11 protein-coding genes are annotated in these 13,761 nt (G+C 71.3%); 4 read left to right on the forward strand and 7 right to left on the reverse strand.

Translation table 11 applies throughout. The features are described 5' to 3' along the window. Positions 1–282 precede the first annotated feature (282 nt). The 3 genes from nth to IE312_RS15435 are packed head-to-tail and all read left to right on the forward strand — an operon-like array spanning position 283 to position 3,299. Complete coding sequence (gene nth / locus IE312_RS15425) at positions 283–1,335, forward strand: endonuclease III (protein WP_229899800.1); 1,053 nt, start codon at positions 283–285, stop codon at positions 1,333–1,335. Between the two features lie 55 nt (positions 1,336–1,390). Beyond that, on the forward strand, positions 1,391–2,086 hold the full coding sequence (locus tag IE312_RS15430) for an NUDIX hydrolase (protein ID WP_189982117.1): 696 nt from the start codon (positions 1,391–1,393) through the stop codon (positions 2,084–2,086). Positions 2,087–2,099: 13 nt separating this feature from the next. Continuing rightward, on the forward strand, positions 2,100–3,299 hold the full coding sequence (locus IE312_RS15435) for a MarP family serine protease (protein WP_189982120.1): 1,200 nt from the start codon (positions 2,100–2,102) through the stop codon (positions 3,297–3,299). Positions 3,300–3,311: 12 nt separating this feature from the next. On the opposite strand, the gene IE312_RS40230 is transcribed toward IE312_RS15435, so the two are convergent. The 6 genes from IE312_RS40230 to IE312_RS15460 form a co-directional block, all read right to left on the reverse strand. Continuing rightward, entirely contained in the window at positions 3,312–3,491 is a 180-nt protein-coding gene (locus IE312_RS40230) for a hypothetical protein (protein WP_229899802.1), read from the reverse strand. Between the two features lie 138 nt (positions 3,492–3,629). Then, entirely contained in the window at positions 3,630–4,553 is a 924-nt protein-coding gene (locus IE312_RS15440; protein WP_189982122.1) for an alpha/beta fold hydrolase, read from the reverse strand. After that, a complete protein-coding gene (locus IE312_RS15445; protein WP_189982124.1) occupies positions 4,550–5,041 on the reverse strand; it encodes a phage holin family protein in 492 nt (163 codons plus the stop codon). The genes IE312_RS15440 and IE312_RS15445 overlap by 4 nt, the downstream gene beginning before the upstream one ends. A gap of 81 nt (positions 5,042–5,122) precedes the next feature. After that, complete coding sequence (nhaA, locus tag IE312_RS15450) at positions 5,123–6,547, reverse strand: Na+/H+ antiporter NhaA (protein ID WP_189982126.1); 1,425 nt, start codon at positions 6,545–6,547, stop codon at positions 5,123–5,125. A gap of 186 nt (positions 6,548–6,733) precedes the next feature. Next, entirely contained in the window at positions 6,734–8,689 is a 1,956-nt protein-coding gene (gene acs / locus IE312_RS15455; RefSeq protein WP_189982128.1) for an acetate--CoA ligase, read from the reverse strand. A gap of 92 nt (positions 8,690–8,781) precedes the next feature. After that, positions 8,782–11,127, reverse strand: coding sequence for a SulP family inorganic anion transporter (locus IE312_RS15460; RefSeq protein ID WP_189982130.1), 2,346 nt, complete (start codon positions 11,125–11,127; stop codon positions 8,782–8,784). A gap of 337 nt (positions 11,128–11,464) precedes the next feature. On the opposite strand from IE312_RS15460, the gene IE312_RS15465 reads away from it, so the two are divergent. After that, on the forward strand, positions 11,465–12,730 hold the full coding sequence (locus IE312_RS15465) for a polysaccharide deacetylase family protein (RefSeq protein WP_189982132.1): 1,266 nt from the start codon (positions 11,465–11,467) through the stop codon (positions 12,728–12,730). Positions 12,731–12,733: 3 nt separating this feature from the next. On the opposite strand, the gene IE312_RS15470 is transcribed toward IE312_RS15465, so the two are convergent. Beyond that, positions 12,734–13,714 (reverse strand): ATP-binding protein, encoded by a 981-nt coding sequence (locus IE312_RS15470; RefSeq protein WP_189982134.1) that lies wholly within the window; start codon positions 13,712–13,714, stop codon positions 12,734–12,736. Positions 13,715–13,761: the final 47 nt, after the last annotated feature.

A 13,761-nucleotide genomic window follows, 5' to 3' on the forward strand; every position in this document is an offset into this window, starting at 1 on the left:
GTCGTCCACGAGTTCTCTCCTTGTCGACCTGCTCAGGGGATCTTGCTCCCCGCGTGCAAGGGACCGTGTTCCCCATTTTGCCGGACGGTCCAAACAGTGTGATCTGTCACAAGGATGCCGCACAGGTGTCCCGGGGTAAGCGTCAGGGGTCCGATCGGGGGCCGCTGGGCGGGGTCCGGGGCGGACGGCGGTGCCGGGCTCTAGGCTGGCCGGGTGTCCAAATCGCCGGTGAGAGCACAGGACAAGGGGGCTGGGCGGGTGGTTGCACGGCAGGATTCCGCTGTGGGCGAACAGAGTCCCGGAGGAAGTAATAAAAAAGGCAAATCGGTCAAAACGGTAACCGCCGCCGAGTCCGCCAAGAGGGTCGAGCCCGCCAAGAAGGCCGCATCGGCCAAGAAGGCCGCATCGGCCAAGAAGGCCGCGCCGGCCAAGAAGGCCGCCGAGCCCGTCGAAAAGGCCGCGTCGGCCAAGAAGGCCGCGACCAAGAAGGCCGCGACCAAGAAGGCCGCGGCCAAGAAGCCCGCCTCGCCCGGCAAGAAGACCGCCGTCAGGCCGCCGGCCGGCGCGCCCCCCACCGGCCTGGTCCGGCGTGCCCGGCGCATCAACCGGGAGCTGGCCGAGGTCTACCCGTACGCCCACCCCGAGCTGGACTTCGACAACCCCTTCCAGCTGCTGGTCGCCACCGTGCTGTCGGCCCAGACCACCGACCTGCGCGTCAACCAGACCACCCCGGCGCTCTTCGCCAAGTACCCCACCCCCGAGGACCTCGCCGCCGCCAACCCGGAGGAGGTCGAGGAGATCCTGCGCCCCTGCGGCTTCTTCCGGGCCAAGACGAGGTCGGTCATAGGGCTGTCCAAGGCGCTGGCCGAGAACTTCGGCGGCGAGGTGCCCGGCAGGCTGGAGGACCTGGTCACACTGCCCGGCGTCGGCCGCAAGACGGCCTTCGTCGTCCTCGGCAACGCGTTCGGCCGGCCCGGGATCACCGTGGACACCCACTTCCAGCGGCTGGTCCGGCGCTGGCAGTGGACCGACGAGACCGACCCCGACAAGATCGAGGCCGCGGTCGGCGCACTGTTCCCCCCGCGCGACTGGACCGACCTGTCCCACCACGTGATCTGGCACGGCCGCCGCATCTGTCACGCACGCAAGCCCGCCTGCGGGGCCTGCCCGATCGCCCCCCTCTGCCCGGCCTACGGGGAGGGCGAGACCGACCCGGAGAAGGCGAAGAAGCTGCTGAAGTACGAGAAGGGCGGCTTCCCGGGACAGCGGCTCAAGCCGCCGCAGGCCTACCTGGACGCGGGCGGCAGGCCGGCACCGCCCCTGGGTGCCGCGTGACGGAACGATCTCGGGGGGCCGGGGCGTTGGAGAGGGCAGAGCGACGGGGGTGGCGATGACGAGGACAAGCGACGCACAGGGCGGCCAGGTGACGCTCAGCAGGGACGGGCTGCCGGGCTGGCTGGAGCCCGTCGTGCGGGCCGCCGAGACGGTCCAGCCGCTCCAGCTGAGCCGTTTCCTGCCCCCGGAGAACGGCTCGGGACGGCAGTCGGCCGTGCTGATCCTGTTCGGCGAGGGCGAGCGCGGCCCGGAGCTGCTGCTCATGGAACGCGCGGGCTCGCTGCGCTCGCACGCCGGCCAGCCGTCGTTCCCGGGCGGCGCGCTGGACCCGGAGGACGGCGATCCGCAGGGCGAGGGGCCGCTGCGGGCGGCGCTGCGCGAGGCACAGGAGGAGACCGGGCTCGACCCGTCCGGGGTGCAGCTCTTCGGCGTGCTGCCGAGGCTGTACATCCCGGTCAGCGGCTTCGTCGTCACGCCCGTCCTCGGCTGGTGGCGCAGGCCCAGCCCGGTCGGCGTCGTCGACCCCAACGAGACCGCGCGGGTCTTCACGGTGCCCGTGGCGGATCTCACCGACCCCGCCAACCGCGCCACCGCCGTCCACCCCAGGGGCCACAGTGGCCCGGCGTTCCTGGTCGAATCCGCCCTGGTGTGGGGTTTCACGGCCGGAGTGATCGACCGCCTGCTGCACTACGCCGGCTGGGAGCGCCCCTGGGACCGCGGGAAGCAGGTCCCGCTCGACTGGCACGCATGACAGGGTGTCGTACGTGAACGTGCTGGACATCCTGTTGCTGGCAGCGGCCGTGTGGTTCGCGGTGGTGGGGTACCGCCAGGGTTTCGTCGTCGGCATCCTGTCGGTGATCGGGTTCCTGGGCGGCGGCCTCGTCGCCGTCTACACGCTGCCCGTCGTCTGGGACGCCGTGACCGGCAAGGCGGAGGTCGGCACCACCGCCGCCGTCGTGGCCGTCGTCGTGGTCATCGTCTGTGCCTCCATCGGGCAGGCCCTGACCACGCACCTCGGCAACAAACTCCGCCGGTACATCACCTGGTCCCCGGCCCGCGCCCTGGACGCCACCGGCGGCGCGCTGGTCAACGTCGTGGCGATGCTCCTGGTGGCGTGGCTGATCGGCTCCGCCCTGGCCGGTACGACGCTGCCCACGCTCGGCAAGGAGGTCCGGGGCTCCAAGGTGCTCCTCGGCGTCTCCCGCGCGCTGCCCGCGCAGGCCGACACCTGGTTCGCGGACTTCTCCGCCGTCCTCGCGCAGAACGGCTTCCCGCAGGTCTTCAGCCCGTTCTCCAACGAGCCGATCAAGGACGTCCGGCCGCCCGACCCGGCCCTCGCCCACAGCCCGGTGGCCTTCCGCGCCCAGCGCTCCATCGTCAAGGTCACCGGCACCGCCCAGAGCTGCGGCAAGGTCCTGGAGGGCACCGGCTTCGTCTTCGCCGACCGCCGGGTGATGACCAACGCGCACGTCGTCGGTGGTGTGGACGCCCCGAGGGTGCAGATCGGCGGGGAGGGCCGCAAGTACGACGCGAAGGTCGTCCTGTACGACTGGAAACGCGACATCGCGGTACTCGACGTACCGGACCTGAGGGCCACCGCGCTGCGGTTCACCGACCAGGACGCGGGCGGCGGTGACGGGGCGATCGTCGCGGGCTTCCCGGAGAACGGCTCGTACGACGTGCGCGCCGCGCGCGTGCGCGGACGCATCACGGCCAACGGCCCGGACATCTACCACCGCGGCACGGTCCGCCGCGACGTCTACTCCCTGTACGCCACCGTCCGCCAGGGCAACTCCGGCGGCCCCCTGCTCACCCCGGACGGCAAGGTCTACGGCGTGGTGTTCGCCAAGTCCCTCGACGACGCGGACACCGGCTACGCCCTGACGGCGGACGAGATCGAGGCCGACGTGCAGCGGGGGCGTACGGCGAACGAGCAGGTGGGTACGGACAGCTGCGCCCTGTAGGCGGCCGGTGGCTCAGCCCCGCGGATGACGCAGGCGCACCGAGACCCAGCGGGCCCGGCGGCGCAGGATGCGCGGGATCCCCACCCGGGGGTCCGCTTCCGCGAGTTGCGGGGTGCCTCGCTGAGGCGTGCTCAGGCTCATGGCCGAGCGGCGGTTGCGGGGTGCGTCACTGTAGTCGTGCGTCCAGCCCATACCCGGACGTGTGCCCCCGCCCCAAGGTCGATAACCGCCCGCGCGCCCCCCAATTGGCCTATGCGGCGGGCATGTGGCCGTTGGGGGGACAACTGTTCAGGAACCGGATACTCCGCGCACCGGATCGTCACCGCGCCGTCACCGATCGGGTTCGGGGTCCTTGAGCCAGTTGACCAGTTCGGCGGAGAACGCCACCGGGTCCTCCTCGTGCGGGAAGTGGCCGAGACCGTCGAACAGCCGCCACCGGTACGGCGCTTCGACGTACTCGCCCGAACCGGCCGCGCTGCGCGTGCGGGTGACCGGGTCCAGCGAACCGTGCAGGTGCAGCGTCGGCACACGCACGGGCCGCTTCATCCGGCGATAGAACTGCACGCCGTCCGGGCGGGCCAGGGAGCGCACCAGCCAGCGGTACGGCTCGATCGCGCAGTGCGCGGTCGACGGGATGCACATGGCCCGCTGGTACGTCTCCACGGCCGCCTCCTCCGGCGGCCGCGGCCCGGACCAGTCCCGGATCAGCCGGCCCGCCAGCGCACCGCCGTCGGCGGTCAGTTGACGCTCCGGGAGCCACGGCCGCTGGAACCCCCAGATGTAGGAGTTGGCGGCCGTCTGCCGGGCGTCCCGCAGCATCGCCGCGCGCCAGCGCCGCGGGTGCGGCATGGACACCACGGCCAGGCGCCGGACGAGCTTGGGCCGCATGGCCGCCGCCGTCCACGCCAGATAGCCGCCGAGGTCGTGGCCGACCAGCGCGGCGTCCGGCTCGCCCAGCGAGCGGATGACCCCGGTGACGTCCAGCGCGAGGTTGGCCGGGTCGTAACCCCGGGGGGTGCGGTCGCTGCCGCCGACGCCCCGCAGGTCCATCGCCACCGCCCGGTAGCCCGCGTCGGCGAGCGCGGTCAGCTGGTGCCGCCAGGCCCACCAGAACTGCGGGAAGCCGTGCAGGAGCAGCACCAGGGGGCCGTCGCCGAGTTCGGCGATGTGGAAGCGCGCGCCGTTCGCGGCGACGTCCCGGTGCGTCCAGGGGCCTTCGATCCGTACGGCCGAGGGGGCGGCGGGTTCCGTCATGACGACGAGCGTGCCACAGCCTCGATGGCCGCGGGAGCCCGCTCCTCGATCGGCTCGGGGTGCCGCGGGTGCGGCTTGGCGTTCTGCAGCACGCCCGCGGACTGCTTCATCGAGGCGGCCACCTTCTGCGGGCCCTGGCCCTTCTTGGCCTTCTTCGCGAACGTCACGCCCAGCAGGGCGAGGAGTCCGGCGAGGAGCACGTTGGCCGCGAAGGACAGCAGGAAGCAGACGGCCAGGTTCCAGCCGCTCCAGGTCCGGATGCCGTACGCCAGCGCGAAGTTGAGCATCGGCAGGGAGAACACCAGCACGGCGCCGGCGACGGAGAACGCCCCGCCGCTCACCGCACCGCGTTTGACGTCCTGCTTGAGCTGGGCCTTGGCCAGTGCGATCTCGTCGTGCACCAGCGCCGACAATTCGGTCGTCGCCGAGGCGAACAGCTGGCCGATGCTGCGTTCGGCGCCGACCGGGCTGCCGTCGGGTGCGCTCATCGCGTTCTCCTCTGAGGTCTGTCGTACGGGGTCTGTCGAAACCGTCTTGCGTACCGTCTTGATTTGTACCGTCTCGTCAGATCATGCCGGACGGCCGTCCTCATCGCCTGCCCCGCCCGGCACTTCCGCAAGACCGTGGCGCGCCTCGGCGGCCCGACGCCGGTGTTCGGCGGCCTTGCGCTCATGGATCTCGGCCATGCGCAGGTGGTACGCCGGGTCGTCCTGCTCGTACACGTCCGGGATGCCGTCGCTGTCCTCGTCGCGCTCCTCGTCCTCGCACAGCCTGCGGTACTTGGCGTTGCGCAGCTTCAGCAGCACGGTGGCGCACACGGCCGCGATCAGCGAACCGGTGAGGACGGCCGCCTTCACCTCGTCGGTCAGGACGGCGTCGCCCTCGAAGGCCAGCTCGCCGATGAGCAGCGAGACCGTGAACCCGATGCCGGCCAGGACCGCCACCGCGAACAGGTCGGCCCACCGCAGGTCCTCGCTCAGCTCCGCCCGGGTGAAGCGGGCGGTCAGCCAGGTGCCGCCGAAGATGCCGACGGTCTTGCCCACGACCAGGCCGAGGACGACGCCGAGCGTCTCGGGCCTGGTGAAGACGTCCGCGAGCGCGCCGCCGGACAGGGACACCCCAGCGCTGAACAGCGCGAACAGCGGTACGGCGAGCCCGGCCGACAACGGCCGCACCAGGTGTTCGACGCGCTCGCCCGGCGAGTGCTCCTCACCTTCCCGGGGGGTGCAGCGCAGCATCAGGCCCATCGCCACACCGGCGATGGTGGCGTGCACGCCGCTGTTGTACATCAGCGCCCAGACGACGACCCCGAGCGGCACGTACACGTACCAGCCGCGTACCCCCTTGCGCAGCAGTAGCCAGAAGACCGCGAGGCCGGCGACGGCCCCGCCGAGCGCGGCGAAGTGCAGCCGGTCGGTGAAGAACACCGCGATGACCAGGATGGCGAAGAGGTCGTCGACGACCGCCAGGGTGAGCAGGAAGGCGCGCAGGGCGCTGGGCAGGGAGGTGCCGATGACCGCGAGGACGGCGAGCGCGAAGGCGATGTCGGTGGCGGTGGGCACGGCCCAGCCCTGCGTGGAGCCGCCGCCGGCGCGGACGCTGAGGGTGTAGACCACTGCCGGTACAACCATTCCGCACAGCGCGGCCACCACGGGCAGCACGGCCGCCCTGGGGTCGCGCAGGTCCCCGGCGACCAGTTCGCGCTTCAGCTCGATGCCGGCGACGAAGAAGAAAACGGCGAGCAGGCCGTCGGCGGCCCAGTGGGCGATCGAGAGGTTCAGGCCTAGGCTGCCGGGTCCGAGGTGGAGGTGGCCGACCGTCTCGTAGCTGTGGCGCAGTCCGGGGATGTTCGCCCAGAGCAGGGCGGTCACGGCGGCGAGGAGGAGCAGGACGCCGCCGACGGTCTCGGTGCGCAGCGCGTCCACGACGAAGGTCCGCTCGGGCAGGGACAGCCGGCCGAGAACCTTGCGGGGGCTGGTGCGGGACGCGGTCACGGGAGACCTCCGGGGCAGGCGTATTCACATGCCGACCAGACTTCCCGGCGCACCTGACGTGCCGCGTCGCACGGCACTTTGCTTAGTTTACCTAAAGTGCCGCTGTGCCGGGGCCGGTGATCTTCACCGTAGGCGCCCGGGGGGCACCCGGCACGTTCGCCGGCCGGGTGCCCCCCGGGACGCCGTTCAGTCCTCGCTGGGGGCCGCGGGCAGCTTGTTCTGGATGAGGTCCATGACCGTGGAGTCCGTCAGCGTGGTCACGTCACCGAGCTGGCGGTTCTCGGCGACGTCCCGCAGCAGGCGGCGCATGATCTTGCCGGAGCGGGTCTTCGGCAGCTCCGCCACCGGCAGGATCCGCTTGGGCTTGGCGATGGGGCCGAGCGTGGCGCCGACGTGATCGCGCAGCTCGCCGACGAGCGCATCGTTCTCCGAGGCGGTGCCGCGCAGGATCACGAACGCGACGATGGCCTGGCCGGTGGTCTCGTCCGCGGCGCCCACGACGGCGGCCTCGGCGACCGACGGGTGCGACACGAGCGCCGACTCGACCTCGGTGGTGGAGATGTTGTGCCCGGAGACGAGCATCACGTCGTCCACCCGGCCCAGCAGCCAGATGTCCCCGTCGTCGTCCTTCTTCGCCCCGTCCCCGGCGAAGTACTTGCCCTCGAAGCGGGACCAGTAGGTGTCGATGAACCGCTGGTCGTCGCCCCAGATGGTGCGCAGCATCGACGGCCACGGCTCGGTCAGCACCAGGTAACCGCCGCCGCCGTTCGGCACCTCGTTCGCCTCGTCGTCGACGACGGTGGCGCCGATGCCGGGCAGCGGGCGCTGCGCGGAGCCGGGCTTGGCCGCGGTGACGCCGGGCAACGGCGAGATCATCATGGCGCCGGTCTCGGTCTGCCACCAGGTGTCCACGACCGGCGTGCGGTCGGCGCCGATGTGCTTGCGGTACCAGATCCACGCCTCGGGGTTGATGGGCTCGCCCACCGAGCCGAGGACGCGCAGCGAGGACAGGTCGAACTTGGCGGGGATGTCGTCGCCCCACTTCATGAACGTCCGGATCGCGGTCGGCGCGGTGTAGAGAATCGTGACCTTGTACTTCTGCACGATCTCCCAGAACCGGCCCTGGTGCGGGGTGTCCGGGGTGCCCTCGTACATCACCTGCGTCGCGCCGTTGGCCAGCGGGCCGTACACGATGTACGAGTGCCCGGTCACCCAGCCGACGTCGGCCGTGCACCAGTAGACGTCCGTCTCCGGCTTGAGGTCGAAGACCGCCCAGTGGGTGTAGGCCGTCTGGGTGAGGTAGCCGCCGGAGGTGTGCAGGATGCCCTTCGGCTTCCCCGTCGTACCGGAGGTGTAGAGGATGAACAGCGGGTGCTCCGCCTCGAACGCCTCCGGGGTGTGCTCGGCGGACTGCCGCTCCACCAGCTCGTGCCACCACACGTCCCGCTCGCCGTCCCAGGCCACCTCCTGGCCGGTACGGCGCACCACCAGCACATGCTCGACGTTGTCGACCTTGCCGATCGCCTCGTCCACGGCCGGCTTGAGCGCGGACGGCTTGCCGCGCCGGTAGCCGCCGTCGGCGGTGATGACGACCTTGGCGTCCGCGTCCTGGATCCGGGTCGCGAGCGCGTCCGCCGAGAAGCCGCCGAAGACGACGGAGTGGGCCGCGCCGATCCGGGCCGAGGCCAGCATCGCGATCGCCGTCTCCGGGATCATCGGCATGTAGATGGCGACCCGGTCGCCCTTGCGCACGCCCAGCTCCAGCAGGGCGTTGGCGGCCTTGGAGACCTCGTCCTTCAGCTCCGCGTAGGTGATCGCGCGGCTGTCGCCGGGCTCGCCCTCGAAGTGGATGGCGACGCGGTCCCCGTGGCCGGCCTCCACGTGCCGGTCCACGCAGTTGTACGCGACGTTCAGCTCGCCGTCCTTGAACCACTTCGCGAACGGCGCGTTCGACCAGTCCAGCGTCTCGGTCGGCTCCTTGGCCCAGGTCAGCCGGCGGGCCTGCTCGGCCCAGAAGCCGAGCCTGTCAGCCTTGGCCTGTTCGTACGCCTCCGCGGTGACGTTGGCGTGCGCTGCCAGGTCGGCGGGCGGCGCGAACCTGCGTTCTTCCTTGAGCAGGTTGGCCAGGCTCTCGTTGCTCACGACATCTCCCTTTCCAAGGGTGTCCGTTGTGTCCCAGGCCACAGCTCATCAGACGCGGGGGGCCGGTGACAAGGGTCGGCCGGAAAATTGGTTTAGACCTGTCCGGGAGCGATGCCCTGTGCCCGTCCGTGCGCCTCCTCACCTCCGCCGACGGCTTCCATGACGCCCTCGAACACCGTTCCTCCATCTGTTCGTGCGAGCAGGTACGCCTGCGCCTCGCCCACGTGGAAATACATGCCGTGCAGCTCCAGCTCCCCCCTGGCCAGCGCCCGGGCCACCGGCACGTGCGCCCGCAGGTGCGCCAGCTGCTGGACCACGTTGGTCAGGCACAGCAGTTCCACCGCGTCCTCGGGCGCCCGCCCGGCCAGCCGGGGCCGGTCGCCAAGCTCGCCGGCCGCCCGTGCCAGGCTCGGCAGCCCGTGCCGCAGCCACCGCCGCAGCGGGGTGCCCTGCGGGTCGGTCCCGCTGGTCAGCAGCGCCTGCATCGCACCGCACCCCGAGTGCCCGCACACCGTGATGGAGCGCACCCCGAGCACCTCCACCGCGTACTCGATGGCGGCGGCCACCGAGTCGTCGCCGTGCTCCTCGCCCGGCGGTGGCACCAGGTTGCCGACGTTGCGGACGACGAACAGATCGCCGGGACCACTGGCGGTGATCATCGACGTGACGAGGCGCGAGTCGGCGCAGGCGAGGAAGAGCTGCGACGGCCGCTGGCCCTCCCGGGCGAGCCGCGCCAGCTCCTCCCGCACCAGGGGGGCGGTGTTGCGCTGGAAGGAGCTGATCCCACGGGCCAGTTCCCGGCCGGCCTCCCGCCCTGCCGGGGCGGTGGTGTCCGCGGCGAAGCAGAACTGGTGGTTGCGCCAGGGGGTCCAGGGGCGGCACCGGCACCCGGCCGCCCGGGCAGGTTCGGCGGTCCGGACTCCGCCGCGCCGGCCCGTCAGCTCGGCCCTGCCTCCCCGCGCGGTGTGGGTGCTGCACCAGTCCTGCAGTGACTCGTACGCCGCGTGGTCCATGAAGGAACCGTCCAACTCCACGACGGCATGGGTGCCTTGGGGGACGAGATGCAGGGCTCTGCTGAGCCGCGGCACCGCGAGGAACGTCAGCTGGCCTCGGACCTGTACGTGATGGACTCCTTCCCTCTCCTCGTGGGTGATGCGGGTGCGGGCGAGGCGGTGCAGGGCGAGGGCGACCGCCACGGCGATCCCGAGGAAGACGCCCTGCAGGACGCCCAGGGCCACCACGCCGAGTGTGGTCACGGCGTAGACCGGCACTTCGCGGTGGCGCGTCACCGTGCGGATGTGGTGCAGGGACACCATCTGGATACCGACGGCCATGACCAGGGCGGCGAGGGAGGCGAGCGGGATCTCCTCCAGGACCGGGACCATCAGCAGCGCGGCGACTACTACGAGAACGCCGTGCAGCATCGTGGAGTTCCGGCTGACCGCACCCGATTTCACATTGGCGGTACTGCGCACGGCCACGCCCGCGATCGGCAGTCCGCCGAGGGCCCCGGAGACGAGGTTGGCGGCGCCCTGGCCGAGCAGCTCACGGTCCAGGTCGGAGCGGCCGACGTGGGTCCGGGGGTCCGGCCGGGCGGCGGCCAGCTTGTCCACGGCCACCGCGCCGAGCAGCGACTGCACGCTGCACACCAGGGTGGTGGTGAGCACGGCGGCCGCGATGCCGAGCGCCGGCCCCTCGGGCAGCCCGGCCAGGGCGTGGCTGTGCCAGGACGGCAGCTCCACCCGGGGCAGGGCGAGGCCGGTGACGGCAGCGGTCGCGGCGGCCCCGGTGACGGCGACGAGCGCGGCCGGCACGCGGCGCAGCAGCCGCCCCGGCCGTCCGGGCAGCCGCGGCCAGGCCATGAGCAGGGCCAGGGTCAGCAGGCTCACCGACACGGCGGCCGGGTCCAGGCGGGCCAACTGCGCCGGCAGGGCCCGCAGGTTGGCGAGTACGGAGCTGTCCGGGCTGCCGCCGAGGACGATGTGCAGCTGGGCGACGGCGATGGTGATGCCGATGCCGGCGAGCATGCCGTGCACCACGGCCGGGCTGACCGCGAGCGCGCCGCGCGCCACCCGCAGGCAGCCGAGGCCGAGCTGGGCCAGCCCCGCGAGGACGGTGATGCCGCAGGTCGCCCGCCACCCATAACGGTGGATCAGGTCGGCGGTGACCACGGTGAGTCCGGCGGCGGGGCCGCTGACCTGCAGGGGGCAGCCGCCCAGCCGGCCGGCGACGGTCCCGCCGACCGCGGCGGCGACGAGGCCGGCCTGGAGCGGGGCGCCGGTGGCCAGGGCGATGCCGAGGGAGAGGGGCAGGGCGATCAGGAAGACCGCGATGGCCGCCGACAGGTCGGCACCCGCCACGGAGAAGCGGCGGGATCGGGGTGCGGGGCTGTGCGGCGGGTGGGGGTGCTGGGCGTGCGGGGGTGCGCAGGCTGACATGTTCCCGTCTCCTCCGGGCGGCGCGGTCGCGGACTGGGTGGGGCCCGCGGCGGTGGGCGGGCTCGGTCGCGGCCGTGGGTCACGGCGTGCAGCGGCGGGATGGACCAACGTTCGTAAAAGAAACGTAATGCCACGTAAAGCGAGAGCATATCTTTTCGTGGCAAATGGGGTGGTTGATCGCTCTCTGGGGTGAAGCGGTCAGTTCATCGGCTTGTCGTACTAACCCCCTTCTTGGTCCCGTGCGACCTTGGCGGCGCTGCCGGTGCGAGACCGGCGCATCCCTACAGAACGGCCCTCGTCAGCGTGTGCCTGAGAGAAGGAAGAAGGTGGGCGGAAGATGGCCGCCACCCAGAGGATCGCCGTCGGCGCCATGGTCGCCGCGGCCTGTGCGGCGTCGTTCGCCGGTTGCGCGACCGACGCCAGCGGCACGAAGGAAGGCGCGCCCGGTCCGGAGCAGGGGGCGCCGGCGCCGGGCAGCGTCCTGCGGTCGATCGGCGACGGATCCACCGCGTACACGGGATCCCAGCCGCATCTGCCCAGGGCCGAGCGCCTGACCCCCGGCCAGAAGCCCCCGCAGTTCGTCGTGTTCTCGTGGGACGGGGCGGGCGAGGACAGCCAGAAGCTGTTCTCGCACTTCCGCGAGGTCTCCAAGGAGAACAACGCGACGATGACCTACTTCCTGAGCGGCGTGTACCTGCTGCCCAAGGAGAAACGCGAGCTGTACAGACCTCCCCAGCACGCGCCGGGCAGCTCCGACATCGGCTTCAACGACGAGCAGGGGATCGCCGACACCCTCGAACAGGTACGGCTGGCCTGGCTGGAGGGCAACGAGATCGGCACCCACTTCAACGGCCACTTCTGCGGGCCCGACGGCGGGGTCGGCACCTGGTCGGTGGACGAGTGGATCAGCGAGATCGCCCAGGCCAAGAAGTTCGTGAAGTCCTGGCGGACCAACTCCGGCATGCGGCAGGCCGACCCGCTCCCCTTCGACTACGACAAGGAGCTGATCGGCGGTCGCACCCCCTGCCTGGAAGGGCAGAAGAACTTCATGAAGGCCGCCCGCCGGCTGGGCTTCCGCTATGACTCCAGCGGAGTGAACAACCAGGTGTGGCCCAAGAAGAAGCAGGGCCTGTGGGACCTGTCCATGCAGCTGGTGCCGTTCCCGGGGCACACCTACGAGCAGCTGACCATGGACTACAACTTCATGGTCAACCAGTCCGGCACCGAGACCCAGGGGGACCCCGACAAGTTCGACTACTGGGGCGACCAGATGCGCGACGGTCTCCTCAAGGGCTTCTACCGTGCCTACGACGGCAACCGTGCGCCTCTGATCATCGGCAACCACTTCGAGTCCTGGAACGGCGGCACCTACATGCGCGCCGTCGAGGACGTGGTGAAGGAGGTGTGCACCAAGCCCGACGTGCGCTGTGTCTCCTTCCACCAGCTGGCCGACTGGCTGGACGCCCAGGACCCGCAGACCCTGGCCAGGCTGCGCACCCTGGAGGTCGGCGAGGCGCCCCGGCAGGGCTGGGCGTCCTTCCTGTCCGGCCGCCCGGCCCCGGCACCCAAGGGAGTGCCCGGGGCGCCGGCGGACAGGGCGTAGACGTCAGACCGGCGTCGCCACGCTCTCGCCGAGCACGAAGTGGGGGTCGACCTGCGCCGCCAGGTCGACCCCGGTGCGCTCGTTGCCCCAGGACTCGGCGTTCTTCAGGTGGAAGTGCACCATCTGGCGGGTGTAGCGCTCCCAGTCACGCCTGATGTAGGTGGCGTCGACGCTGGTCCGGAGCGTTTGCAGGGCGTGGGCGGTGGCCTCCTCCAGGAGGGCGAACCGGGGCGGGCGGCCCTTCTCCATGGCGCGCACCCAGTCCGAGCGGCCGACCGTCACGAGCAGGTCGTCCCCGGTCTCGGCGCGCAGGAAGTCGATGTCGTCCGGGTCCTGGATCTTGTTGCCGACGACCTTCAGGGCGACGCCGAAGTCGCGGGCGTACTCCTTGTACTGGCGGTAGACGGAGACCCCCTTCCGGGTCGGTTCGGCGACGAGGAACGTCATGTCGAAGCGCGTGAACAAGCCGGAGGCGAAGGAGTCCGAACCGGCCGTCATGTCGACCACGACGTACTCGTCGGGGCCGTCGACGAGGTGGTTCAGGAACAGCTCCACCGCTCCCGTCTTGGAGTGGTAGCAGGCGACCCCCAGGTCGGCGTCCGTGAAGGGGCCCGTGACCATCAAACGGACGGCACCGCCGTCCAGTTCCACCGGACGCGCGCAGGCGTCGTAGACCGGGTTGGGCTCGGTGACCCGGACCAGCCGTGAGCCCTCGCCGGGCGGGGTCGTCTTGATCATCGTCGCGGCCGAGGCGATGCGCGGGTTGTTGCCGCGCAGGTAGTTCTTGATCAGCGGCAGCTGTCCGCCCATCGCGGGCAGCGCGGCCGCCTCCTGCTCGTCGAGGCCGAGCGCGGGGCCGAGGTGCTGGTTGATGTCCGCGTCGATGGCGACCACCGGGGCGCCGGCGGCCACGAGGTGGCGGACGAAGAGGGAGGAGAGCGTGGTCTTGCCGCTGCCGCCCTTCCCGACGAAAGCAATTTTCATGTTCACCAACAGTAGTCGGGTGATAGCTGTACGTGTCACGAGGACGT

The sequence above is a fragment of the Streptomyces capoamus genome (assembly GCF_014654935.1).
GTDB lineage: Bacteria > Actinomycetota > Actinomycetes > Streptomycetales > Streptomycetaceae > Streptomyces > Streptomyces capoamus.

What these genes read in the sequence shown, in the direction of transcription:
- IE312_RS15465 (WP_189982132.1), top strand. Translation starts at nt 11,465, where the DNA reads ATGGCCGCCACCCAGAGGATCGCCGTCGGCGCCATGGTCGCCGCGGCC.
- IE312_RS40230 (WP_229899802.1), bottom strand. Translation starts at nt 3,491, where the DNA reads ATGGGCTGGACGCACGACTACAGTGACGCACCCCGCAACCGCCGCTCG.
- IE312_RS15460 (WP_189982130.1), bottom strand. Translation starts at nt 11,127, where the DNA reads ATGTCAGCCTGCGCACCCCCGCACGCCCAGCACCCCCACCCGCCGCAC.
- IE312_RS15430 (WP_189982117.1), top strand. Translation starts at nt 1,391, where the DNA reads ATGACGAGGACAAGCGACGCACAGGGCGGCCAGGTGACGCTCAGCAGG.
- IE312_RS15445 (WP_189982124.1), bottom strand. Translation starts at nt 5,041, where the DNA reads ATGAGCGCACCCGACGGCAGCCCGGTCGGCGCCGAACGCAGCATCGGC.
- IE312_RS15440 (WP_189982122.1), bottom strand. Translation starts at nt 4,553, where the DNA reads ATGACGGAACCCGCCGCCCCCTCGGCCGTACGGATCGAAGGCCCCTGG.
- IE312_RS15470 (WP_189982134.1), bottom strand. Translation starts at nt 13,714, where the DNA reads ATGAAAATTGCTTTCGTCGGGAAGGGCGGCAGCGGCAAGACCACGCTC.